At 69.9% G+C, this 23,083-nt stretch carries 21 protein-coding genes and 2 pseudogenes; 7 read left to right on the top strand and 16 right to left on the bottom strand.

Annotated elements, in window-relative coordinates:
- Window positions 1-111 precede the first annotated feature (111 nt).
- Entirely contained in the window at window positions 112-1,044 is a 933-nt protein-coding gene (locus ACFVV1_RS13160; RefSeq protein ID WP_389988936.1) for a hypothetical protein, read from the bottom strand.
- Between the two features lie 787 nt (window positions 1,045-1,831).
- Between ACFVV1_RS13160 and ACFVV1_RS13155 the strand changes: the two genes are divergently transcribed.
- From ACFVV1_RS13155 to ACFVV1_RS13145, 3 genes are all read left to right on the top strand, one after another.
- Window positions 1,832-3,046 (top strand): helix-turn-helix domain-containing protein, encoded by a 1,215-nt coding sequence (locus ACFVV1_RS13155; RefSeq protein ID WP_389988934.1) that lies wholly within the window; start codon window positions 1,832-1,834, stop codon window positions 3,044-3,046.
- Between the two features lie 199 nt (window positions 3,047-3,245).
- Window positions 3,246-3,509 (top strand): hypothetical protein, encoded by a 264-nt coding sequence (locus tag ACFVV1_RS13150; RefSeq protein ID WP_389988932.1) that lies wholly within the window; start codon window positions 3,246-3,248, stop codon window positions 3,507-3,509.
- A 233-nt stretch (window positions 3,510-3,742) separates the two neighbouring features.
- Window positions 3,743-4,570 (top strand): hypothetical protein, encoded by an 828-nt coding sequence (locus tag ACFVV1_RS13145; protein WP_389988930.1) that lies wholly within the window; start codon window positions 3,743-3,745, stop codon window positions 4,568-4,570.
- A 331-nt stretch (window positions 4,571-4,901) separates the two neighbouring features.
- Here ACFVV1_RS13145 and ACFVV1_RS13140 read toward each other — a convergent pair whose 3' ends face one another.
- From ACFVV1_RS13140 to ACFVV1_RS13120, 5 genes and pseudogenes are all read right to left on the bottom strand, one after another.
- Window positions 4,902-5,351 carry a YchJ family protein gene (locus tag ACFVV1_RS13140; RefSeq protein ID WP_389988928.1) on the bottom strand — a complete coding sequence of 150 codons (450 nt, stop codon included), beginning with the start codon at window positions 5,349-5,351 and terminating at the stop codon, window positions 4,902-4,904.
- Between the two features lie 30 nt (window positions 5,352-5,381).
- Window positions 5,382-5,636: pseudogene (locus ACFVV1_RS13135) on the bottom strand (helix-turn-helix domain-containing protein); the annotation flags it as partial.
- A gap of 323 nt (window positions 5,637-5,959) precedes the next feature.
- Window positions 5,960-6,769 carry an SAM-dependent methyltransferase gene (locus ACFVV1_RS13130; RefSeq protein ID WP_389988926.1) on the bottom strand — a complete coding sequence of 270 codons (810 nt, stop codon included), beginning with the start codon at window positions 6,767-6,769 and terminating at the stop codon, window positions 5,960-5,962.
- Between the two features lie 134 nt (window positions 6,770-6,903).
- On the bottom strand, window positions 6,904-7,140 hold the full coding sequence (locus ACFVV1_RS13125; RefSeq protein ID WP_266750243.1) for a DUF397 domain-containing protein: 237 nt from the start codon (window positions 7,138-7,140) through the stop codon (window positions 6,904-6,906).
- Window positions 7,140-8,000 (bottom strand): helix-turn-helix domain-containing protein, encoded by an 861-nt coding sequence (locus ACFVV1_RS13120; protein ID WP_389988924.1) that lies wholly within the window; start codon window positions 7,998-8,000, stop codon window positions 7,140-7,142. The genes ACFVV1_RS13125 and ACFVV1_RS13120 overlap by 1 nt, the downstream gene beginning before the upstream one ends.
- A gap of 207 nt (window positions 8,001-8,207) precedes the next feature.
- On the opposite strand from ACFVV1_RS13120, the gene ACFVV1_RS13115 reads away from it, so the two are divergent.
- Entirely contained in the window at window positions 8,208-8,666 is a 459-nt protein-coding gene (locus ACFVV1_RS13115; protein ID WP_389988922.1) for an ATP-binding protein, read from the top strand.
- Window positions 8,660-9,100, top strand: coding sequence for a hypothetical protein (locus ACFVV1_RS13110; RefSeq protein WP_389988921.1), 441 nt, complete (start codon window positions 8,660-8,662; stop codon window positions 9,098-9,100). Before ACFVV1_RS13115 ends, ACFVV1_RS13110 begins: the two co-directional genes overlap by 7 nt.
- 143 nt (window positions 9,101-9,243) lie before the next feature.
- Here ACFVV1_RS13110 and ACFVV1_RS13105 read toward each other — a convergent pair whose 3' ends face one another.
- Complete coding sequence (locus ACFVV1_RS13105; protein ID WP_389988919.1) at window positions 9,244-10,197, bottom strand: IS481 family transposase; 954 nt, start codon at window positions 10,195-10,197, stop codon at window positions 9,244-9,246.
- 258 nt (window positions 10,198-10,455) lie between these two features.
- Between ACFVV1_RS13105 and ACFVV1_RS13100 the strand changes: the two are divergent.
- Window positions 10,456-11,596: pseudogene (locus ACFVV1_RS13100) on the top strand (RNA-guided endonuclease InsQ/TnpB family protein).
- A gap of 144 nt (window positions 11,597-11,740) precedes the next feature.
- Here the strand turns inward: ACFVV1_RS13100 and ACFVV1_RS13095 are convergent.
- From ACFVV1_RS13095 to ACFVV1_RS13070, 6 genes are all read right to left on the bottom strand, one after another.
- Entirely contained in the window at window positions 11,741-13,087 is a 1,347-nt protein-coding gene (locus ACFVV1_RS13095) for a 6-phospho-beta-glucosidase (RefSeq protein ID WP_389988917.1), read from the bottom strand.
- Between the two features lie 165 nt (window positions 13,088-13,252).
- Entirely contained in the window at window positions 13,253-14,842 is a 1,590-nt protein-coding gene (locus ACFVV1_RS13090) for a cytochrome P450 (protein ID WP_389988915.1), read from the bottom strand.
- Window positions 14,843-14,908: 66 nt separating this feature from the next.
- Window positions 14,909-15,523, bottom strand: a complete 615-nt coding sequence (locus tag ACFVV1_RS13085) for an ATP/GTP-binding protein (protein WP_389988913.1) — start codon at window positions 15,521-15,523, stop codon at window positions 14,909-14,911.
- Window positions 15,504-15,875, bottom strand: coding sequence for a DUF742 domain-containing protein (locus tag ACFVV1_RS13080; RefSeq protein ID WP_389988911.1), 372 nt, complete (start codon window positions 15,873-15,875; stop codon window positions 15,504-15,506). The genes ACFVV1_RS13085 and ACFVV1_RS13080 overlap by 20 nt, the downstream gene beginning before the upstream one ends.
- Window positions 15,872-16,279 (bottom strand): roadblock/LC7 domain-containing protein, encoded by a 408-nt coding sequence (locus ACFVV1_RS13075; RefSeq protein ID WP_093896207.1) that lies wholly within the window; start codon window positions 16,277-16,279, stop codon window positions 15,872-15,874. Before ACFVV1_RS13075 ends, ACFVV1_RS13080 begins: the two co-directional genes overlap by 4 nt.
- Window positions 16,276-17,892, bottom strand: coding sequence for an ATP-binding protein (locus ACFVV1_RS13070; protein ID WP_389988910.1), 1,617 nt, complete (start codon window positions 17,890-17,892; stop codon window positions 16,276-16,278). Before ACFVV1_RS13070 ends, ACFVV1_RS13075 begins: the two co-directional genes overlap by 4 nt.
- A gap of 382 nt (window positions 17,893-18,274) precedes the next feature.
- Between ACFVV1_RS13070 and ACFVV1_RS13065 the strand changes: the two genes are divergently transcribed.
- Window positions 18,275-19,231 (top strand): IclR family transcriptional regulator, encoded by a 957-nt coding sequence (locus ACFVV1_RS13065; protein WP_389988908.1) that lies wholly within the window; start codon window positions 18,275-18,277, stop codon window positions 19,229-19,231.
- A gap of 26 nt (window positions 19,232-19,257) precedes the next feature.
- Here the strand turns inward: ACFVV1_RS13065 and thrS are convergent, their stop codons facing one another.
- The 3 genes from thrS to ACFVV1_RS13050 form a co-directional block, all read right to left on the bottom strand.
- Window positions 19,258-20,472: a threonine--tRNA ligase gene (thrS, locus tag ACFVV1_RS13060; protein ID WP_389988906.1), complete on the bottom strand. Its 1,215-nt coding sequence runs from the start codon at window positions 20,470-20,472 to the stop codon at window positions 19,258-19,260.
- A 241-nt stretch (window positions 20,473-20,713) separates the two neighbouring features.
- On the bottom strand, window positions 20,714-21,220 hold the full coding sequence (locus ACFVV1_RS13055) for a MarR family winged helix-turn-helix transcriptional regulator (protein WP_389988904.1): 507 nt from the start codon (window positions 21,218-21,220) through the stop codon (window positions 20,714-20,716).
- Window positions 21,217-22,947 carry an FUSC family protein gene (locus tag ACFVV1_RS13050; RefSeq protein ID WP_389988902.1) on the bottom strand — a complete coding sequence of 577 codons (1,731 nt, stop codon included), beginning with the start codon at window positions 22,945-22,947 and terminating at the stop codon, window positions 21,217-21,219. Before ACFVV1_RS13050 ends, ACFVV1_RS13055 begins: the two co-directional genes overlap by 4 nt.
- Window positions 22,948-23,083 lie beyond the last annotated feature (136 nt).

Raw genomic sequence — 23,083 nt, 5'->3', positions numbered from 1 at the left:
GGGCGGTACGTTACTCCACCAATTCGGAGTTGAGAAGAGATACGACCCTTCCTTTCTTTCGCTCTGCATTCTGGTGGCGCGGCGCCTGCCGTGGGTGCGGAAAACCGGGCTCTACCGCGCCGCCGAGTGCCAGTACCGCGAGAGCGCCTTGCCCTCGTCCGGGGCCAGGCCCGCCGGGTCGTAGGGGCTCGCGAAGTACGTCGCGGTGTCGTTCAGCACGACGTTGTTCTTGCCCGCCGCCGAAGGCAGGCCGGTCTTCAGGTTGACCGCCCAGTCCAGCAGGCCGGCGCCACAACCGCTGGCACCCGGCACCGCGTAGCCGGAGTCACCCTGGTCGGCGCCGCCGAAGACGTAACGCCCCATCTCACCGGTGTCACTCGGCGTCCCGTCGCCGGCGAACTGCTGGAGCGAGAGGGAGGGGACCGTCGCGTTCTGCGGCTTCAGCACGATCGGGTTCGAGGTGGTCCCGATGTAGCACTTGTCGCCGAGGAACGGGTTCCGCAGATGAATACGGACCGGAATCGACAGGATCGGCTGGCCGGTGCCGAAGCTCGCGGCCATATTGAAGTCCCTCGGGGCACCGGCCGGCTCGATCGTAGCGGTCACCTTGTTGAGAGTGCTGTTGGTGATCTGGTTGCAGATTCCCGAGACGACGGGGATTCCGCTCGGGCACATGAGGCCGAGCAGACCACCTGGCAGATCCGCGGAGTCGGCGACGAGCGCACCCTCCGAGGGAGCGATCAGCGACGTGGTGCCGTCGCTGTGCTGGATCACTCCGAGTTGGAGGTCGGTGTTGCCGGTCTGCACCTGCGTATTGCCGAGTTTGATCGACCCGCCGGCCGAATGCGAGGAGATGCAGGTCGCGATGTTCGTCACGCCGTCGGCCGCCAGCATGGCGGGCGCATCCACCGGGCACCGGTTGAACGGCGCCCAGTGCCCGTTCAGTTGAGTGGCCGCGGTGGCTGTTCCGGTGGAGAGTACGGCGACGAACGCGGTACAGGCTGCCAGCAGCCCCACGCGCGCTCCGGTCGAAGCGATTCTCATGTCGTCCCCTCTTGACTGCCGCCCCGCTGGGCGGCGTCGTACATGGAGTTGGCCGGTTTCAACGCAGGCGGCATCGGCGCCAAGAGTGACTGCGTGCGTTGCGTGCGTTGCGTGCGGGACTTTCCGGGGCACAGCTGCGTCAGTTGAACGCTGACGGCCCGGTTTCAGTAGTACGTCGCGGGTGGATCCGGAGCCGGAAGACCGAGCAGTGATTTACCGGCGAATTGCATGCCTCAATTGGCCGAGCCGTGATGTTACTTGCGAGAAACACGGCGACACAATCCTGCCGGTTAAGATCTTTTGCGATACCCGGTTTTTGATCCGGAAATGAGCATACGGACGCCGAGGGCTTGTCAACGGATGCGCATTCAGAGGCGCGGAGGACGTGCTCGCGGCCCAGGCCGGCGGGCCGGCTGCGTGCGGTCGTCGCGCGGGCGCGACCGCGCAACCGGGGAGGCCGACCCAGGACGGCGTGAACACGGCGGACGCCGTCGGCCGCCACTCCTGCCGCACGCCGCCCCACGCCCACTGGTGCCGGCATTTTGTCGTCGAGGAACAAGCGGCCGAAATACATTGTCCGAAAGTGAGCACTGCCGCCCACCTGCGCCGAAGTCCACAATGCGGCCGAGATGTATGCCCCCTACACTTCGATCTTGCTCAAGTGGTGGGCAGCGCAGCTCACTTGGTCTATCTTCATCGCGAACTTGGTACGCACCTGCCGGTTGATGGGAGCGCTTTCCCCCCACCGCCTCACCCCCACCGGGCGCCGGAGAGCAAGGGGACAGTCATGCCAGGACTTATACAGCCGTCGGACACCGGAGACCCACTGGGCCCGCTCCCGCAGGAATTCGCCGCAATCATGCGGCCCGAACTGCCGAGCCTGATCAAGGAAATCGGCGTCGAGGTCACCCGGGCCTATCCGGAATACGCGCGTCTGCTCAACGGACCGAACGGTCAGGCCATTCGCGTCGGCGTGGAACAAAGCCTCGCGTCGTTCGTCGATCTGGTCGCCGAGCCGTCCACCTCCACCACGCTTCGCGACGACATGTGCCGTCGTTTCGGACGGTTCGAGGCCTATGAGGGCCGCACCATGGAAACCCTGCAGGGCGCCTATCGGCTCGGCGCCCGGGTGGCGCTGCGCCGGGCCAAGAAGGTCGGCCGGAGCTACAGCTTCTCGCCCACCCTGATGCTCAGCTTCGCCGACGCGCTGTTCGCGTACATCGACGAGCTGGAATCACTGTCACGTGAGGGTTTCCTCGAGGTGCAGTCGCAGTCCGGCGAGCAGAGCGAGGCCATGCGCCGACGTCTGCTGCATCTGGTTCTCACCGGGCGGCCGGTGCCCCGCAGCGCCATCGCCGAGCTCTGCGAGCAGACCGGCTGGGCGCTGCCGGAGGAGGTGACCCTGGTCGCCGCCCGAGCCCCGGCCGGCCTGGACCGGGCCGGCCTGGACCGCGATGTCCTGGTCGATCTCAGCGATCCCCAGCCCCACTTACTCATTCCGGGGCCGCTGGACGACGTGCGAAGACAGATGCTCCAACGCACTCTCCTCGGCACCCGGGCCGCCATCGGGCTGACCGTCCCCACAGCGCTCGCCTCGGACTCGATCCGCTGGGCGCGCAGGGTCCTCGAACTCATCGACGCCGGGATCATCACGGACGCGCCGCTCGTTGTGTGCGAGGACCACCTCATCACGCTGTGGCTCCTCTCCGACCCGGCCCTCCTCGATCAACTCGCACGGCGCGAGCTGGCTCCGATCGCGGGGATCAGCACCAGTCGGCGCGAGCGGCTGATCGAAACACTCCACGTCTGGCTCGAAACCAGAGGGACCGCGGCCCACATGGGAGAGCTGCTCGATGTGCATCCTCAGACCGTCCGCTACCGGATGCGCAATCTGGAGACCATCTTCGGTGAACAACTGGTCGATCCCGAAAGCCGGTTCTCGACCGAGGCCGTACTACGGGCACTCCAGCTGCGAGAGCGCGGCACCGACGCGTCGCTCTAGCTGCAGCACGTACGTCACGATGGGTCAACTTACCTACGGGTAAGGGGAAATACCCGGTCACTCCCAAACGGTTGCCACACGGAGACGTTCTCAACGAGAAACCCGGAACTGCGTCCCGTACACATGGAGGCGTCGGCCGCCCACCCGGCGGCCGTACCGACGTCCACCTCCTGGCCAACCATCCGAGAGGGAACCCCTCATGACCGCCTCCCACCTCCTCGTCCCCGTGCCGATCCCCGACCGGGTCGCCGCGCTGATCGGGTCCTGCATCCCGCCGCACATCCTGCAGGCGGAGTTCGACGCCGAGTGCGCCGCGCGCGAGGTCCGCAGCTTCCGCGGCCCCCGGCTCGGCATCGAGGACCAGGCCGACCGCGAGCAGGCGCTCTCCGAGTTGGCGCGCGCCAACAAGGTCCTCTCTGCCCACCACCCCCGGCTGGCGGTGCGCCCCGGCAGTTCCTGGTGACTCCGGACTGTTCGTGGCCTCGTGCCGGATCAGCGGGGCGCTCTCGCGCGTGATCCGGTACGCCCCGTAGGGATCGGCCGCGAAGGCGGGCGAGAGAATGTCGGGCAGTGGCGACGCTTGCGATGCGGCCGACTCGTGCGGGGCAGACGTCATGACGCTCCAGGGTCGTGAACGGGCGACGCCGTCAAGGTCATTGAACAGCCGTCCACCTACACACCCTCTGGGGGAACACCATGCCCGTCGGCCCGCGCCCGTCCGTCCTCTACGTCACCGACCTCGCCTACGAGGCACGCGGGCGCCGCTACTGCGACGAGGACATCCATCTGACGTCGCGACTGCGCGAGGAATTCGATGTCGCGCTCTGTCACCCCCGGGACGCCGCCGCGCTGCTCGACGGGTTCGACGCGGTCGTCGTACGCAACAGCGGTCCGGTGCTGCACTACCAGGAGGCGTACGACGCCTTCCGCGCGCGGGCGCGAGAGCTGGGCGCACGGGTCTACAACCCGCTGCACGGCCGCGGCGACATGGCGGGCAAGCAGTATCTGGTCGATCTGAGCCGGGCCGGATTTCCGGTGATCCCCACGGTGGACCGGGCCGCGGACCTGGGGCTGCTGCCCGGGGCCCCGGAGTATGTGGTCAAGCCGAAGCTGGGGGCGGACTCGGTCGGACTGCGGTTCGTACGGGAGGCCGCGCTGCCGGAGGGCGCCGACGGCACGCTGCTCGTCCAGCCCCGGATCGACTTCCGCCACGAGGTGTCCTTCTACTTCATCGACCGCGATTTCCAGTACGCGCTGTACGCACCGCACCCGGACGAGCGGTGGGTGCTGGAGCCGTATGCGCCGAGCGCGGCGGATCTGGAGTTCGCCCGGAAGTTCGTGGAATGGAACAGCCTCGACCACGGCATCCAACGGGTCGACGCGTGCCGGACCGTTCAGGGCGAACTGCTGCTCGTGGAGCTGGAGGACCTCAATCCGTATCTCTCGCTGGACCGGGTGGCGGAGCCGGTACGGGAGGCGTTCGTGACCCGCATGAAGGCGTCCGTACGGGATCTGCTGGCCTGACGCCCCGTCCGGCGGTCCCCCACATGCGGCAGCGGGGGGCCGGTGTGAGCGTGCAAGCGTGACTGCTGCCGGCGAGACCGCCCCCGCCGCGCAGAGTGCCGCCGCGCCGCCCGTGCTCGATCCGCGCCGCCGGAACATCGTCTTCGCGACGATCGTGCCGGGGATTCTGCCGGCCGCCCTGGACCAGACGATCGTCGGCACCGCGCTGCCGACGTTCGTCTCGGACCAGATCGCCAAGCGGCTGCCGGCGGAGGACCTGGCGCAGGAGCTCTCGCCGGAGAAGTCGCGGGTGGGGGCCGCCGTGCGAAACGGGCGCCATCGCGCGGCCCGGTCAGTCGGCGAAGACCGCGGTCGCGTACACCCAGGCGCCCTCGTACCGGACGAAGCGGCTCTTCTCGTGGAGCGATTCGGGCCGCCCGTTCTCCGTGTAGTGCGCGCGGAAGGTGACCGTGCCCGTGGCGTGGAACGCGCTGCCGTCCGTCGTCTCCAGGATCTCCAGGCGCACCCACCGCGTCCCGGGATCGAAGTCGACGGCGGGCGGCCGGGTGTCGGGGTGCCAGGTACGGAGCAGATACGCCTCGTTCCGGACGACGAACGCGGCGTACCGGGAGCGCATCAGCGCCTCGCAGGTCGGCGCGGCGAGGGTCCCGGCGTGCAGGCGGCCGCAGCAGCCCGCGTAGGCGGCGGGCAGGCCGCACGGGCACGGCGATTCCGCGGTGATCGCGGAAGGCCGCGCTCCGGCGGTGGCTGAGCGCCTCGGTCGTGTGGTGCGTCGTGACATACGCCCATTGTCACCCGCGGTCCGGGCGGCTCAGCCGGGCGGGGTGAAGCGGCGCCGGTACTGGCTGGGGGTCGGTCCGGTGCGGCGGCCGAGCTGGGTCCGCAGATTCGTCGCCGTACCCGGTCCGCCGGCGCGGGCGACCACGTCGAGGCGTTCCTCGCCGCGCTCCAGCAGCCGGCGGGCGAGGGTGATCCGGCGTTCGGCCAGCCGGCCGAGCGGGGTCGTGCCGAGCTGGGCGCGGAAGCGGCGGTGCAGGGTGGCCGGGCTGACTGCGGCGCGGGCGGCTCCGACGTCCAGGCCATGCGGATCCGGGTCGAGGGGCGGACCGATGTCCGCGGCAGCCGGATACCGGGGCAGTTCAACCTCGCGTACGCGCGGCTGTCGAACCCCGGCGGTGTCGCCGTCCGTGCCAGCAGCTGCACGGTGGGCGAGCTGTGGCTCCGGGAGGCCGCCCCGATCGAGGGAAGGGTGAATCCGCGCCACGCGCAGATCGGTCTCATCCATGCCGATCCGGCGGCCTGGCCACGCGCCGGGTGACTGCTCGCCACGACGGTCACCGCGGGCATCACCCGGTCGGTCAGCCGTCAGTGACGGGCGTGGCCGGGCGGTCAGGCCTTGCGGGCCACGCCCGCGTAGCCCGGGATCGGCTCGTCGCCGGCGACGTCCACGCGCTCGCCGAGTTCCGGGTGCCAGTCCGCGGAGAGCGAGACGCCCGGCTCGACGAGTTCGAGTCCGTCGAAGAACGTGGTGAATTCGGCTTGGGAACGGAGGCGCAGCGTCATCCCGCGGGCCTTGTACAGGGCGGACGCCTTCGCTGCGCTCTCCGGGTCGAAGTCCCCCGTGGTGTGCGAGAGCACCAGATAGCTGCCGGAGGAGAGCCGCTCGACCAGGCGGTCGACGAGTTCGGCCGCGCCGTCCTCGTCGTCCACGAAGTGCAGCAGGGCCAGCAGCGACAGCGCGATCGGCTTGTCGAAGTCGAGGACCCGGCCGGCTTGTTCCAGGATGACTTCCGGCTTGCGGGCGTCGGCCTGGATGTACTCGGTGGCGCCCTGCGGGGTGGAGCGCAGCAGGGCCGCGGCGTGGGCGAGGACGATCGGGTCGTTGTCGCAGTAGACGATGCGGGAATCCGGGGCGGTCCGCTGGGCGATCTGGTGGAGGTTCGGCTCGGTGGGTATGCCGGTGCCGATGTCGAGGAACTGGCGGATGCCGTTCTCGGCCAGCCACCGGGTGGCCCGGTGCATGAAGGCCCGGTTGACCCGGGCCATGTCGCGTCCCCTGGTGTCGAGGGCCAGCAGTTGCCGGGCCATCTGTTCGTCGACCGGGTAGTTGTCCTTGCCGCCGAGGAACCAGTCGTACATCCGGGCGGGATGCGGCTTGCTGGTGTCGATCTCGATGGCTTGAGGGTCTTGCCCGGTCATAGCGCGCTCCATGGGTTCATAGGCCGGCGAACAACAAGACTGCGGGTCGGGACGGGCTCCGGCGCTGCGGATTGGGCATGAAGGCCGTCGATTCGGGTCAAAGGGCCGCTGATTCGGCCGAGAGGGCAGTTGGTTCAGGTCAGAAGGAAGTCCGCCTGGCCGGACTTGGCGCCCTGGATGAAGGCGGCGATCTCACGGGGGGAGTAGATCAGGGCGGGCCCGTCGGGATCGGCGGACTGACGTACGGCGACCCTGCCGTCGGACAGCTTCATGGCTTCGACGCAATTGCCTCCGTTCCCACCGCTCCACGGCTTGTACCAGCCCTCGGAGCCGAGTTCGGCGGCAGGCATGCCGTTGTATATGGGATCCATCACAGCTCCTTGCGGAAGTCCCGGAGGATTTCCTTCGTGCGTTGTGCAGTTGCGGCCTGAGCCGCCATGCGGTCCATGACTTCGAGGTAGGAGGCCACCTCGGGGCGCGCGTCGAAGTAGACGGCTCCGGTCAGGTACTCGCTGTAGACCATGTCGGGGAGTTCGGGGACGCCGAAACGGAAGAGGACGAAGGGGCCGTAGGTGCCGGGGTGGTGGCCGGTGGAGAATTCCGCGATCTGCAGCGTCACATGGGGCATCTCGGTCGCTTCGAGCAGCCGGTCGATCTGCCGGCGCATGGCGTCGGCGCTGCCGACGGGACGGCGCAGCACCGTCTCGTCCATCACCACCCACAGCTTCGGGGCGTCCGGCCCGGCCAGCAGGGACTGACGCTGCATCCGCAGCGCCACGTGGCGTTCGATGTCCTCGGGTCTGGTCTGGCCGACGGCTCCGGTGCGCATCACCGAGCGCGCGTAGTCCTCGGTCTGCAGCAGCCCGGGGACGAAGTGCGGCTCGTACATGCGCAGGAGGCTCGCGGCGCCCTCCAGGCTGACGTACATGCTGAACCAGTCGGGCAGCACATCGTGGTAGCGCTGCCACCAGCCGGGTTTATTGGCCTCCTCGGCGAGCTCCACGAAGGCGTCGGCCTCGTCGTCGGCGATCCCGTACGCCTTCAGCAGCAGCTGAACATAGGGGATCTTGAGAGCGACCTCGGCGGTCTCCATCCTGCGTATCGTCGCAGGTGCGACCCGCAGCACCTTGGCAGCCTGGTCACGGCTCAGGCCGACGCGCTCCCGCAGATCCTGCAGGCGCTTGCCGAGAACGACCTGACCCACGGTCGGGGCGGACCGCGGTTCGCTCACTTCAGACCTCCCGATGCGCTGTTTGGCAGCAGTGTGCCATGCGCGGGCCATCCACGACACAGCCACTCTGAAATTTTCAGAGTGCCCCTTGCCAAGTGTTCTCGACAGGGGGAGAGTTGGTGAGTGAACCAGTTCACGCAGTCACGTCCGCCCCTGTTCACATGGGATGGCGGAGCGTGACCCAGCCCCCACTGTGAGGAATCGGTTGTGGCACCTGGCAGTGCGCTCATCCCCCGGCTCATGGACCTCAGTCCCGGCACGGAGGCGCTCCGGCACTGCTTCGCGCTGCCTGCGCACCCGGAGTCGGTGGCCGGTGCACGGCGCCTGACGCGGGCCAGACTCGACGAGTGGCGGCTGGACGAGGACGCGCACGAGGCGGCGGTCCTGATCGTCTCGGAGCTGTTCACCAACGCGGTGGTGCACACGATGAGCGCGCGCGTCGTGTGCGAGCTGCGCTGCCTGGACGGACGGCTGCGGATAGCCGTACAGGACCAAGGACACCAGCCCGGCGGGCCACAGCTGTGCCGCACCGCCGATGACGAGCACGGACGCGGCCTGCTGCTCGTCGACGCGTTGAGCAGTTCCTGGGGTTCCCATGGCGCGGGCAACGGCTCGGGACGCATCGTCTGGGCAGAACTACCGCACGGCACGGAGCAGTCATGCTGAAGAACGCGATGTCTCATCTCCTCGGGGCGCGGCGCTCCCACGAGCCCCGGCGCGCCGCCGACACGGGCACGGTGCAGTTGCCGCTGCCGCCCGCGCTGTCGGCGAGCCTGGGCTGCGACGCGGTGGGGGTTCCGGCGCGCTACGGCTTCCGGCTGATGTCTCATCTGCCGCGCACCGGCTGCGTGTTCGCGGACGCCGATCGCTGGTGGTGGATCGTGCCCGCGGGTTCCGACCTCGATCTGGACTGGCCCCGGCAGGCCGCCTACGCGAAGGGTGCGTTCGTTCCGGCGGTACGGCCCCGGCTGATCCACCAGCCCGACAACCGCACGCCGTACACGCCGCCGATCCCGCTCTTCCTGATGGTCTGTCAGGTCACTGGCGTGACACCGTCGTGGGCACCGTCCGGTGGCGCCCGTGCGGTGTCCGCTCCCTGACGCGGCCGGTCCGCTCCCGGCCGCGTCAGGGAGAGAGAGGGGGGCGGGGTTCGTTCAGCGGATTCTCGCGAGGAACCCGGGGCTTCAGTCCCGGGGGAAATCGCGTCCTTGGTGGGTGGCGCGGAGCGCCGCACTACCGGGCGCTAGTTGCACTGACCCGTGAGGTTGGGGACGCGGCTGGCGGGTGGTTGGCCCTTGAGCGCGGTGTGTCCGCGGTGGTGATTGTAGGTGTGCAGCCATGCGGGGTAGGCGTCGCGTCGCTCGGCCTCGCTTCGGTAGGGCTTGGCGTAGGCCCATTCGTCGAGGAGGGTGCGGTTGAACCTCTCCACCTTCCCATTGGTCTGGGGCCGGTAGGGACGGGTCCGCTTGTGCGAAATCCCCTGTCCGGCAAGGGAGTTGCGCCAGAGATGGGATTTGTAGCAGGCGCCGTTGTCAGTCAGGACCCGTTCGACGGTGATTCCGGCCTGCGCGAAGAACGCGTGGGCGCGCTGCCAGAATCCGACGGCGGTTTCCTTCTTCTCGTCGGAGAGGATCTCGCTGTAGGCGAGGCGGGAGTGGTCGTCGACGGCGTTGTGTAGGTAGCTGTAGCCGACGCCGGAGCGGGTCTTGCGGCCGGCCTGACGCCCGAGGGTCTTGTGGCCTCCGCCGTCGGGGATGTTGCCGAGCTTCTTGATGTCGACGTGCACCAGTTCGCCGGGGCGCTCACGTTCGTAGCGGCGTATGACGCGGCCGGTGGCACGGTCCAGATGGGTCAGGCGGGCCAGGCCGTAGCGGGTCAGGACCCGATGGACGGTCGCGGGGTTCAGCCCCAGGAGGTAGGCGATACGGGCCGGCCCCCACCGGCGCAGGACGCGGACCTTGATGATCCGCCGCTCGGTACGGGTCGGGGTCCGTCGCGGGCTGTGATGCGGGCGCGAGGACCGGTCGGTCATGCCTGCCTCGCCCAGCTCGCGGTAGCGGCCTGCCCATCGCTGGGCCGTCGTGGGCGAGACCTGGAAGCGTTCGGCGGCCCGGCGAAGGGTCCAGCCGTCTTCCACGACGCAGCGGGCCAGACGCAGGCGGCCGGTCTCGGTCAGGGGTGCATTACGGTGGGGCATGAGGGCCTTCTGCTGGTCGGTGGAGATGTCGCAATCCACACCGAACCCGGAAGGCCCTCACTCGTTCAAGATCACCCAACCGTGGAATCCGTCACTAACCTCCGTGGACAGAACAGCTAGTGCCCGCATAGCCGCTCGGCGGAGTCGGGCGAGGCGGTGGGCGCCGGAAGCGAACACGTGAGCGATGGATCGCTGGTTCAGGCGGAAAGTGTGCGAGCCCGGCTGGTTTGTGCGATTGGCGCACTAGGGTCCGTGGTTGTGAAGTTGGTGGTGCGGGTCAAGTTGCTGCCGACGCCTGTGCAGGCGTCGGTGCTTGAGGCGACCCTGACCGCGTGCAATGAGGCTGCGACGTGGGCCGCGCAGGTGGCGTTCGACGAAGGTGTGCGTAAGAACCTACCCCTGCGCAGACTGACGTACCGGGAGATCAAGTCCAGGTGGGGTCTTGGGGCGCAGGCCGCGCAGCACGCGATCAAGAAGACCTGCGACGCTTACACCACCCTGGCCGTGAACCTTCGTAACGGCCGTTGCGGCAGGCCCGGTTCGAGGCGTCATACCCGGGCTTCGGGCAAGCCGGTCGTCTTCCGGTCCGGGGCGGCGCAGCCGTATGACGACCGGATGCTGTCCTGGCAGCAGGAGCGGCGTACGGTGTCGATCTGGACCATCGGCGGGCGCATGAAGAACGTGGCCTTCACCGGACAGGCGCAGCAGTTGGAGGTCCTGGCCCGGTACCGGCAGGGTGAGTCCGATCTGATGTGTGAGGGCGGGCAGTGGTATCTGCTCGCGACCTGCGAGATCCCCGAGGCCGAACCAAACGCACACCCGGCCGCGTTTATCGGTGTGGATCTCGGGATCGTAAACATTGCCGCCACGAGTGACGGTGCCAGGTACTCCGGGCGCCGGATCAATCGTAGGCGGGCCCACGGCCGGAAGCTGCGCTCCAAGTTGCAGAAGAAGGGTACGAAGTCCGCGAAGCGGCGGGCGAAGAAGTACGCCGGAAGGGAAGCCCGCCGCAATAAGGACATCAACCACAAAATTGCGAAGCGGATCGTGGCGGAGGCTGCACGCACCGGTCGCGGAATCGCCCTGGAGACACTCACGGGCATTCGCGAGCGGGTCCGGCTGAGGAAGCCTCAACGCACCACGCTCCACTCCTGGCCGTTCGCCCAGCTCGGCACGTTCATCGGCTACAAGGCCGTGCGGGCCGGGGTGCCGGTGGTGTATGTCGATCCGGCCTACACCAGTCAGCAACCGGCCCTCCCAGGCCGTGTTCGCCTGCCGGTCCTGCGGCTTCGTTGAGCACGCGGACCACAACTCGTCCCACAACATCGCCCACAGAGGGTGGTACGTGTGGGTCCGCGGGGCCGAGTCAACGGCCCCTGCTCTCAAACTGATCGCGTGAGAGCTGGACGCAGCCGGACCCATCGAAGCCATCGATGACCCGAGCAGCAAACCCGGGAGCTTCAGTACCGGGTCGTTGACGAAGCCCCGCCCCTCCACTCACTCGCTCACTCACCCACTCACTCACTCACGGAAAGTCAGCCAGTCAAGGCCGGTTCAGATAGGCCAGTCCGGGATGGACCTTCAGGTACCCGTCGAGGAGACGGCCGGCCACCGTCACCGAGTCGACCAGCGGGTGCAGCGCGAAGGCCTTCACGGCGGCGGCCCGTGAGCCGCTCTCCGCCGCGTCCAGCACCGCGCGTTCGACCGCCTTGACCGCGGTGACCAGACCGACGGCATGGTACGGAAGCGGGTCGACGGCCACGGGATGGGCGCCGTTCGCGTCGACGAGGCACGGCACCTCGATGACGGCGTCCGCGTCGAGCACGGAAAGCGTCGTGCGGTTGCGGACGTTGAGGATCAGCGAGGTCCGTTCGTTGCGGGCGACGGCCCGCATGAGGGCGAGCGCCACCTTCTCGTAGCCGCCGGACTCCAGATCGCTCTCGTCCCGCTCACCGACCCCGGCGACCTCCCGGTTCTCCGACATGTAGGTGGCTTCGCGTTCGGCGCGGGTGCGGTCCCAGGCCTGCAGCGCGGGGACGGCCGGGTCCTTCATCCGGGCGTAGAAGCCCTCCTGCTGCTCGCGGAGGAAGGCGCCACGGGTCTGCTCGGCGTCCTGGTAGGCGCGCACGGCCTCCCGGTTGAAGTAGTAGTAGTGCAGATACTCGTTGGGGATGGCACCCAGCGACCGCAGCCAGTCGACGCCGAAGAGCCGGCCCTCCTCGAAGGAGCCGAGCAGTTCCGGGTCCGCCAGCAGGCGCGGGAGTTCGTCGCGGCCGTCGACACGCAGTGAGCGGACCCAGCCCAGATGGTTGAGGCCGACGTAGTCGATCCGGGCCCGGTCGGGGTCGGCGCCGAGCACCCGGGCGATCCGGCGGCCGAGGCCCACCGGGGAGTCGCAGATGCCGATGACCCGGTCGCCCAGGTGCCGGGACATGGCCTCGGTGACCAGGCCCGCCGGGTTGGTGAAGTTGATGACCCAGGCGTTCGGGGCGAGCCGCGCGACGCGCTGCGCGAGGTCGGCGGCGACGGGCACGGTGCGCAGCCCGTACGCGATGCCGCCCGCGCCGACCGTCTCCTGGCCGAGTACGCCTTCGTCGAGGGCGACCCGTTCGTCGGCCGCCCGGCCTTCGAGGCCGCCGACGCGGATCGCCGAGAAGACGAAGTCGGCGCCGCGCAGTGCCTCATCGAGCTCGGTGGTGGCGTTGACGACGGGGGCGTCCGGGACGGTCGCGGCCTGGTCGGCGAGCACCCGGGCCACGGCGGTGAGCCGGTCGGCGTCGGTGTCGTAGAGGGTGACCGCGGTGACGCGGCCCTCGGCGTGATCGGCGAGCAGCGCCCCGTACACGAGTGGAACCCGGAATCCGCCGCCGCCCAGAATTGTCAGCTTCACGCTTCCGCATCGTACGGGGCCGGGCCCGGACGGGGCCCGAGCGACTCCGGACGGCGGCTCTCACCCGGCGCGCATGGCGCCCGGCCCGGTGGCCGGAAACCCACGGGTCCACGGCCACCGGGCCGGTCATCGGTCTCGTCTGCGTCGCCGCGGACGGATCGGGGGTCAGTCGCCGCTCCACCAGCGCGAAACGGCGCGCCACAGCCGCGCCGGTGCGGTCTCGCCCCGCTGCTGCGGAATCCGCCCGGCGGCGGACTGTCCGGCGGACTCCCCGGCAGGGGCGACTCCGGGCTCGTCGGCAGCCGTCGCCGCAGGTGTCGTACCCGCCCCTGTGCCCGCGGCGGCCGGGGCAGTGGCCGGAGCGGGGGTGCGGCCGGGTGTGGGGGCGGTGTGCCGGACCGTCGACCGGACCTCCCGGTCCTGGCGCTGCGGGTTCGGCCTCCCCATGGACGGCGGTTCCTTGTCGTCCTGCGGCGGACGCGCGGCGAAGTCCGCCGGAAGCTCCACCAGATGCCGGCCCATGAAGTTCCCGATCCAGCTCAGCTCGCTCTCGTCGACGGCGAGTTCGAGATCGGGGAGGCGCATCAGCAGGGCGTCGACGCCGACGTCGGCGATGGCGCGTCCGATGTCCTGCCCGGGACATTCATGGGGGCCGCCGCTGAACGCGAGGTGGGCGCGGTTGCCTTCCATGTCGGCGTTGAGATCGGGCCGTACGACGGGATCGGAGTTGGCCGGTGCGATGCCGACGATCAGGGCGTCGCCCGCCTTGATCTGCTGACCGCCCAGTTCGGTGTCGCCGACCGCCCAGCGGCCGAAGACCGCGGTGAACGGCGGTTCGTCCCACAGCGTCTGCTCCACCGCTTCGGGCACCGTCATGTGACCGCCGCTGAGCCGGGCCCGGAAGCGGGGATCGGTGAGCACCATCCGCAGGACGCTGGCGATCAGGTTGGCGGTCGCCTCGTACGAGGCGATGAGGACCAGCCGCAGATGCTCGCTGACCTCCTGGTCGGTCATCCCCGACGGATGCTCGACGAGCCAGGTGGCGAAGTCGTCCGCGGGTTCGCGCCGGCGGCGTCGGACGAGCCGGGTCAGCGCGCCGATGACGTAGGCGTTGCTCGCGACGGCGGTCGCCGTGCCGCGGGTCATGTCACGGGCGGCCTGGACCATCCGGTCGTTGTACTCCTCGGGCATGCCGAGGATCGCGCACATCACCATCATCGGCAGCCGCTCGGCGAACTGGCTGACCAGGTCGACGCGGCCTTCCTGGCAGAAGTCGTTGACGAGCCGGTTGCTGTGGCGGTTGACGTGGCGGCGCACCCCGCGGGTGTCGATGCGGCCCATGCTGTCGGTGACCGCGCCGCGTTGGCGCTCGTGGGTGGCGCCGTCGGCGAAGACACAGATCGGCTGCCAGGTGAAGATCGGGGCGAGCGGGTGGTCCGGGGCGACGGTGCCGTCCTGCAGGGCCCGCCACCGCCGCGAGTCGCGGGAGAACTGCGAGGGGGTCCGGGTCATGTGCAGGTTCTCGCTGTGGCCGAGGACCAGCCAGGCGGGCACGTCCCCGTGCAGCAGGACGGGGGCCACGCTGCCGTGTTCGGCGCGCAGCTTGTCGTACAGCCCGTGGGGGTCCCGCTCGGCCTCCGGGCCGTAGATCCGGCGTCGCCCGCCGGGGCCGATACCGAGGCCGTGGGCCGGGCACTCGGGGGGCGGAACCGGCCCCTGGGCCGCTCCGCGCTCGTAGGGGAATGGGGTTGTCACGATCGCTCCAGGGATCAGGATTCCAAGGACCAGACGGATGGGAAGCGCGGGGGGTGTGTACTGCGGTCAGGCGAGCGGGAGGGCCAGACTGTGCAGATAGCGCATCAGCGTCATCAGTACGTCGCGGCTGGAGGCACGCAGCCGGGCGTCGCAGTCGATCACCGGAACCTCTTCGGGAAGGTCGAGGGCGCCGCGCAGCGCCTCGACCGGGTGTTTCGGCGCGTCGGGGAAGGTGTTGACGGCGACGACGAACGGGACGCCGCGCTCCTCCAGCCGCCCGATGACGTCGAAGCTGACTTCGAGGCGGCGGGTGTCGATGAGGACCACCGCGCCGAGGGCGCCTTCGAACAGGCCGTTCCACAGGAACCAGAACCGTTCCTGGCCCGGGGTGCCGAACAGATAGAGGATCAGTTCCTCACTGATGGAGATCCGGCCGAAGTCCATGGCGACGGTGGTGGCGGTCTTGCTCTCCACCCCGAAGTTGTCGTCCACGCCGACTCCGGCCTGGGTCATGGTCTCTTCGGTGGTCAGCGGCCGGATCTCGCTGACCGATCCGACCATGGTCGTCTTGCCGACCCCGAACCCGCCGACGATCACGACCTTCACCGCGGCGGTCGCCGTGGTGGGAAGGACGTCCTCGCGCCGGGGGCCGGTGACCGTGTCAGAGCTTCTGAAGTCCATGCATCACCGCTTCGAGAAGGGACCTGTCCGGGAGAGTGGCACGGACGATGGGCGCGCGCGATTCGATGAGGTCGGCCGCGAGGAGTTCCGTGAGGAGCGATGTCACCACGCTGAAGGGCAGACCGAGGTACGCCGAGATCTCGGCAACGGATAATGGCGCCTGACAGAGCCGCAGGATCACGGCCTGCTCGGGCTGGACCGTCGGCGTCGGCCGGGCCTTCGCGACGACCATCGTGACCAGGTCGAGCGACGCCCGCTCGCTGCCGTCGGGATCGCCGGTGATCACGTACAGCCGTTCCGGATCGCTCAGTGCCGGATCGGCCTTTCGGCGTTCTCGTCGGGGAGAATTCATCCGGCCTGCCCGTCATGGCGCGGCGGGCTCGTCAGGTGGGCGCCGATCCTGACGACCATGTCGCGCATCCGTGATCCGACGAGCCCCGCGTCGACCGTCTCACCGGCGAGGACGGCGAGGTAGGCGCCCGTTCCGGCGGCCATCAAGTAGAAGAAACCACCGGTGACTTCGATGACGACCAGGCGCATCAGGCCGTCGCTGTACGGGATTTCGGAGGCGACGGCGGCGGCCAGGCTCTGCAGTCCGGCGCAGGCCGCCGCGAGGCGGTCGGCGACATCGGGATCGCCGCCGTGCCGGGCGATGCGCAGGCCGTCGGCGGAGAGCACCACGATCTGGTGGATGTCCGGTACGTCGTCGGCCAGTTCCTTGAGCATCCAGTCCATGTTTCCCCGCTGCTGGATCACTTCAGGTCTCCCTTGTCGCAGGCATCGTCAGAGTCTTCGTCGGTCTTCGGGTCCTGCGGCACACCGTTGACGGCGTTGGTGAAGGCCTCCAGCCAGAGTCCGGGGGGCTGTTCCCTGCCGCTGTCGCTTCCCTGGCCGTGGCCGTTGGCGTGGCCGTTGCGCTGTCCTGCGGTGGGGTCGACGGGCTGTGCGGGGAGGTTGTGCGAGCCCAGGGGGGCGCGGCCGCGGCTGCGGCGTTGCGGGAGCCCTCCGGCGGTCCACTCGGTCACCACGGGGACGTCGTCCTCCATGACGGCCGGGGGGAGCACCGGCCGGGTGACGGGTGCGGCAGGTGCGACGGGTCCGGTGGCGGGGCGCTGGGCCACCGGGCGGGGCTTGCGGCGGGGCGGCACGACGTGCTTCATCGCCTCCTGGTCGATGTCGCTGGTGGGCCTCGACGTGGCGCCGATGCCGTGGGCGATACCGGGAGCGGGGCCGGTGGTGATCATCGCGCGGGGCACGATGAGTACGGCGCGTACACCGCCGTACGCGGACTGCCGCAGCGAGACCTGGAGGTCGTACATCCGCGCGAGCCGTCCGACGACGGCCATGCCGAGCCGCGGGGACTCGCCGAGGTCGTTCATGTTGGAGCCGGCCTGGGCCCGGGCGAGCATGTTCTCGGCCCGTGACCGGGCCTCCTCGCTGAGCGAGACGCCGCCGTCCTCGATCTCGATGGCGATACCGGTCTGCACCTCGACGGCGGTGACGTGCACCCGGGTCTGCGGCGGCGAGTAGCGCGTGGCGTTGTCGAGGAGTTCGGCACAGGCGTGGATGAGCGGCTCGACAGCCGTGCCGATGATGGCGACCTTGGCGATCGAGTGCAGATCGATCCGCGGGTACTCCAGGATCCGCGACATGGCGCCGCGCAGCACGCTGAACAGCGGTACGGGCTTGGGCCACTGGCGGCTGGGGCGGGCGCCGCCGAGTACCGCGATGGAGTCGGCGAGACGGCCGATCAGCGCGGTGCCGTGGTCGATGCGGAGCAGGTCGTCGAAGACGTCGGGGTTGCGTCCGTGGTGCTCCTCCATCTCCCGCAGTTCACTCGCCTGGCGGTGGACGATCGCCTGGACGCGCCGCGCGACGTTGACGAAGGCGCGCTGCGCGGAGTCGCGCATCGCCTCTTCGTTGTCGATGATGTTCAGCACCGTGTAGACGAGGGTGCGTTGGGCATCGGGGAGGTCGCGGTACGTCTCGTCCGCGTCGACGACGTCCCGGAGCACCTCTTCGGGTGAATTGCCCACCCGCAGCCGGTGGATGGCGGCCGGCAGGAGCTCCTTGCTGATCCGCACGGTCTCGTCGTCGTGGGTGGCGATGCGCCGTTCCAGGTCGGCGAAGCGCCGTTCGTACACCGTGCGCTGGGCGCGCATGTCGCGTGCCCGGCGAGCGAGTCGAACGGTGAGTGCGGTGACCACGACGGTAGCGAGCGCGCCGCACCAGACGACTGGTATCCGCGCGGCCACGGAAACCAGCGCCACGGCGGCGGCGGTTGCGCCGCCCATCAGAAGCACGGGCAGCAACATGGCGCGGACGACGGGGGTTTCTCGTTCGATCGGCGGTGATTCAACACGAACCATCTAAAACCTCTGGCGGTTGATTCGGGAGGTAAACGCGCTTGCAGGACACTCGGGAACAAGCGGTCGAATTCGTCTCAACTCGACTTCGCTGCGCGTGAGCTTAGTCAGATCGAATCAGGGCTTCGGCACATTCACCCAACCCTCTGCGCGAGCGCTCCCGCGGTAATACACTCACGAGCTTTTAACACGCACCGCTTCCGCGCATGCGCAGGGAGTGACGATCAAGGGAGATCCGCGGTCCGGGCACCTGTCGTCCCGCAGTGCGGGACACTTTCGCGGCCCGCTCGGAGAATTGCTCCGGGAGCTCCGGGTGTCATGACAGCCGTCCCACGGTGAGGGACGCGCGCACATGCGATCGAAGTGGATCGAAAGGAGCGCATTGATGACCGAAGGACGGATGTACGGCAAGGTCGCCAGAGTGACGGGCGGTGCGGAAAGTATGGGGGGTGCGGAAGGAACAGTCAGTGCGGAAGGTACGGCCAGTGCAGGCGGTACGGCGGATGCGAGCGGTACGGGGCCGGCGCGCGGTACGGCGGATGCGAGCGGTACGGGGCCGGCGCGCGGTACGGCGGATGCGAGCGGTACGGGGCCGGCGCGCGGCTGCACCATCGAGTCGCTGGACACCGGACTCCGGCTGATGCAGCTGTTCCTGACCCATGACACGCTGACCGTCTCCGCGGCGGCAGGGCTGCTCTCCATCGGCCGGTCCACCGCCCACCGGGTCCTCAGCACCCTGGAAGGACGCGGCTTCGCGGTCCGGGAATCCTCCGGGCGCGGCTACTCGGCAGGTCCGGAGCTGGCGCGGCTCGGCCGTCCGGCGGGCTTCGGCGCGGCCGTCCGCGAACAGCTCGGAGTCGTACTGGACGACGCGGTACGGCGCACCGGCGAGACCGTGCAGAGCGCGGCGCTCATCGGCGACCGGATCATTGTCACCGACGGCCGCGAGTCGCCGCACCCGGTCCGGGTGATGCCGGAGAGGGGCCGTACGCACCCCGCCCACGCCACCGCCGGCGGCAAAATGCTGCTCTCCCGGATGGCAGCGGAAGAGCTCCACGCCCTCTATCCGCGGGAGGAACTGCCCGAGGTCACGCCGAGCACCCTCACCTCACGGTCCGCGCTGTTCGCGGAGCTCGACGCGATCCGCTCCTGCGGATACGCCCTCAGCCGTGGGGAGTCGGTCCCGGGCCTGAACGCCGTGGCCGTTCCCCTGGCCGCGTCGAGCCGCCGGGACCGGCTCGCCCTGATGGCCTCGGCACCCGCCGACCGCGGCGACGACGTGGCGCTCGCCGGCCTGGTCGGCGAACTGCGCCGGTCCGCCGCACTGTTCGGCGCGGACTGATGTCGGCCTGGTCCACACGAAAGAAGCTAGTTCCAGAGGTCGGTGCTGTGGGCGTCGATGAGGGCGGCGATGCGGGCGAGGACGTCGTCGGCGGGCCGCGGATCGTGCCGGCGTCCGTCGCGCAGACGCAGGGCGACATGGTCGTCGGCGGCTTCCCTGGCACCGATGACGGCTTGGTAGGGCACCAGACGGGCTTCCCGGATGCGGGCGCCCAGGGTGCCGCGTTCCGGTCCGGCGACCTCGGCCCGCAGCCCGAGGCCGGTGCAGCGCCGGGCGAACGCCTCGGCGTCCGGCAGTTCGGCTTCGGAGACCGGGAGGATCGCCAGCTGGGTCGGGGCGAGCCAGGCGGGGAAGGCCCCGCCGTGTTCCTCGATGAGGTGGGCGACGGCGCGCTCCACGCTGCCGATGACGCTGCGGTGAATCATGACCGGCCGGTGTTTCGCACCGTCCGCGCCGATGTAGTGCAGGTCGAACCGGGCCGGCTGGTGGAAGTCGACCTGGATGGTGGAGAGAGTGAACTCCCGGCCTGCGCTGTCGACGACCTGGACATCGATCTTGGGGCCGTAGAACGCGGCTTCCCCCTCGGCCGCCTCGTAGGGCAGTCCGGAGCGGTCGAGGACGTCGGTCAGCAGGGCGGTGGACCGCTGCCACAGCTCGGGGGCAGCGACATACTTCCCGCCGGGTCCCGGGAGGGAGAGCCGGTAGCGGGCCGGGCTGATGCCCAGCGCCCCGTACGCCCGGCGGATCAGTTCCAGCGCGGCCCGTGCCTCTTCGGCGGCCTGGTCCAGGGTGCAGAAGATGTGCGCATCGTTCAGCTGGATGGCCCGCACACGGGTCAGTCCGCCGAGCACCCCGGAGAGTTCTGAGCGGTACATGCCTCCCAACTCGGCCATCCGCAACGGAAGTTCGCGGTAGCTGTGGGAGCGGGAGCGGTACATGAGCGCGTGGTGCGGACACAGACTGGGCCGGAGCACGACCTGTTCCCCGCCCAGGTCCATCGGCGGGAACATGTCGTCGCTGTAGTGCGACCAGTGCCCGGAGATCTCGTACAGCTCCCGCTTGCCGAGCACCGGTGAGTACACGTGCCGGTAGCCCGCCCGCCGTTCGGCGGTGCGGATGTACTCCTCCAGGGTGTGGCGCACGACAGCGCCGTCGGGCAGCCAGTACGGCAGCCCGGCGCCGATCAGCGGATCGGTGTCGAACAGGTCCAGCTCGCGGCCGAGCTTGCGGTGGTCGTGCATGGCGGTCTCCTCGCGGTCGTCGGGCGGGTGACCGCAAGGCGAAGCCCCGGGGCACTCGCCCCGGGGCTTCGGACTGAACAGCTGTCAGCGCGCCGGGACACTCTCCGGCGTCGTCGTCATGGCAGCGCGCTTCATGCGGGGGACGTTAGCAGCGACGTACCGATGTCCGCGCGGGATTTTTCGCCGGCGTCGCCCGGCCCCTCGGTTCGGCACCGGCCCCGGTTCGGCACCGGCCTCCGGTTCAGCGTCCGGCGCCGCCGATGCGTCCCTCCAGCTGCACCAGCAACTCGCTGAGCTGGGCGCTGAGTCGGCTACGGGTCTGCTCGTCGAGACCGGACAGCACCGTGCGTTCGTACGCCAGCTGGCGCGGCAGCAGCCGATCGACCAGCTCGCGTCCCTCCTCGGTGAGGCGGACATGGGCGACGCGCCGGTCGCGGGCGTCGCCGCGGCGCTCGACGAGGCCCCGTTCCTGAAGGACCCGCAGGCGCTTGGTGACGGCGGCGCCGGAGGAGAACGTCTCCCTGGCCAGCTCGCCGGGGGTGAGTTCGCGGTCGTTACGGCGTACCGCACCGAGCAGGTCGAACTCGGCGCGGGTCAGGCCGGCGGCGCGCAGCGGGGCGTCCTCCGCCTGCTGGAGCAGGGCCGCGCAGCGGTTGATGCGGCCGATGAGTTCCATCGGTCCGGTGTCCAGCTCCGGGTTGACGGCCTGCCACTGCCGTACCACCGAGGCGACGATGTCGTCGGTCACACCGCTCCGTTCTCCTGGGCGGGGGCGATCAGCCCCCGCCGCGTTGCTGTCGCCGCGAGCGTACGGTGTCCGGCCTGCTCGGCCGCGAGGACCTGCTCATGGGGCAGGGCGCGCTGCCACCATTCGCCCGCCGCGGTGTCATCGGCTTCGCGCAGCTCGACGAGCGAACCGGTCAGCCTGCGACGGGCGGCGTCGAGGGCGGCGGGCGTGGGCTGCGGGGCGGCGAGCGCGTGCACGGCGTGGGCGCGCGCCTGATCGGTGGCGGCGAGGGCCTTCTCCAGACGCCCGGTGGCCCGGCGGTTCGTCACCAGCATGGCGGCGAGCAGGCCCACCGCGGCGCCGATCACGGTGTCCAGGGCCCGGTCACCGATGAGTTCACCGGCCGGATGGGTGCCGCCGAATTCCAGGACCAGCAGGGCCATCGGGGTGACGGCGATGGAGCCGAGCCAGTAGTTGCGGGTGATCAGGGCCTCGGCCGCGAAGCCGAAGAACAGACAGAAGCCGATGAGGGCCAGGGGGCCGGTGCGGCTGACCGGGAGGACGGCGGCGAAGACGAGGACGCCGAGCAGATTGCCGAGGGTCCGTTGGAGGGCCCGGTTCCAGGTCAGGGTCACATTGGCCTGGTAGAGGGAGGCCGCGGTGACGATCGCCCAGTAGGGGTGGCCGACGCCGGCCGCCTGGGAGACGTATCCGGCGAGGGCGCAGCCGATGAGCGCGCGGGCGCCGATGGGCAGCAGCGGGGAGCCCGGGGAGAGGCTCCGCAGCAGTGCGCGGCGGGTGTCGCGGCGGCTTCCGGTGCGCCGGGCGACCCGCTCGGCGTCGATGCCGAACAGTTCCTCCGCCGTACCCGGAGCGGGCGGCGCGGTGGGAACGGGTCCGCGGGCACGGGTCTGCCTGGCCCAGGCGCGGAGCCGGTCCGGATCGGATGCCGAGGCGGGGGCGGCGGCCGAGAGGGGGTCGGCCGGGAAGTCACCGAGGGCGCCTCCGGCGACGACGGCTTCGGCGTGGACGACGAGGCGTTCGAGCGCCCGGCGTACGGGGGTGGGGCGTCCGGCGGCGAGCAGTGTCTGCCAGGCCGCGTGCACGGCGGCGACCGCGGCGTGCCGGGTGCGGTGGCCCGGTGCCGTGGCGTATGCCGCGGCCGCGTCGAGTGCGCGGGCGGTCGCCCGGCGCTCCGGGCCCTCCCTGCGGATCGCCGCGGGGCCGACCGCGACCAGCCAGGAGACCGCGCCCGCGGCCAGGGTCAGGACGAGGTGACCCGGCACCTGGCCGAGGTGCTGCGGGGCGAAGAGTGCGGCCGAGGTGATGAACGTGAAGATCAACGGTCCGGGCGGGCCGATGCGGGTGGCGTCGCAGAGCATCTTCTGTCCGGCCGCGAGAAGCGCGCCCACCGCGATCAGCACGGCGGTCGACCCGGTGAGCGAGGCCGCGACCAGGGAAATCGCCAGGCCGATGACCATGGAGACGACGACTCCGGCGACGGCGCGGGACCGTCGGGCATACGGCAGGTTGTGGCCGTACAGCGCACAGAGCGAACCGGCCATCGTGTACATCACGAGGTCGAGCCGGTCCATGGCGAACAGCACCAGATCCGGTACGGCGGTGGCGACGACCACGCTCAGCGCCGGTTTGAACCACATGTCCGAGGGCTGGGCGAGGCGCAGAGGGGCCGCCAGCGGGAGTCTGCGGACGGAGGGCTGACGGGACCGGATGGTTGTATCACTCACCCAAATACTTTAGCAGGTATTACACCTGTAAAACATCTCTCTCGTCCCGGTGCTCTGCCGCACGACACCGATGGCTGACCTCTCCGCGAAGCAATAGCGTTCAGGCACAAGGGCAGAGGGTCACGCATCGGTACGT

This window comes from Streptomyces sp. NPDC058092, assembly GCF_042884935.1.
GTDB lineage: Bacteria > Actinomycetota > Actinomycetes > Streptomycetales > Streptomycetaceae > Streptomyces.
Note: the sequence above shows the minus strand (reverse complement) of the source record. Positions and strands in the feature narration are given on the sequence as shown.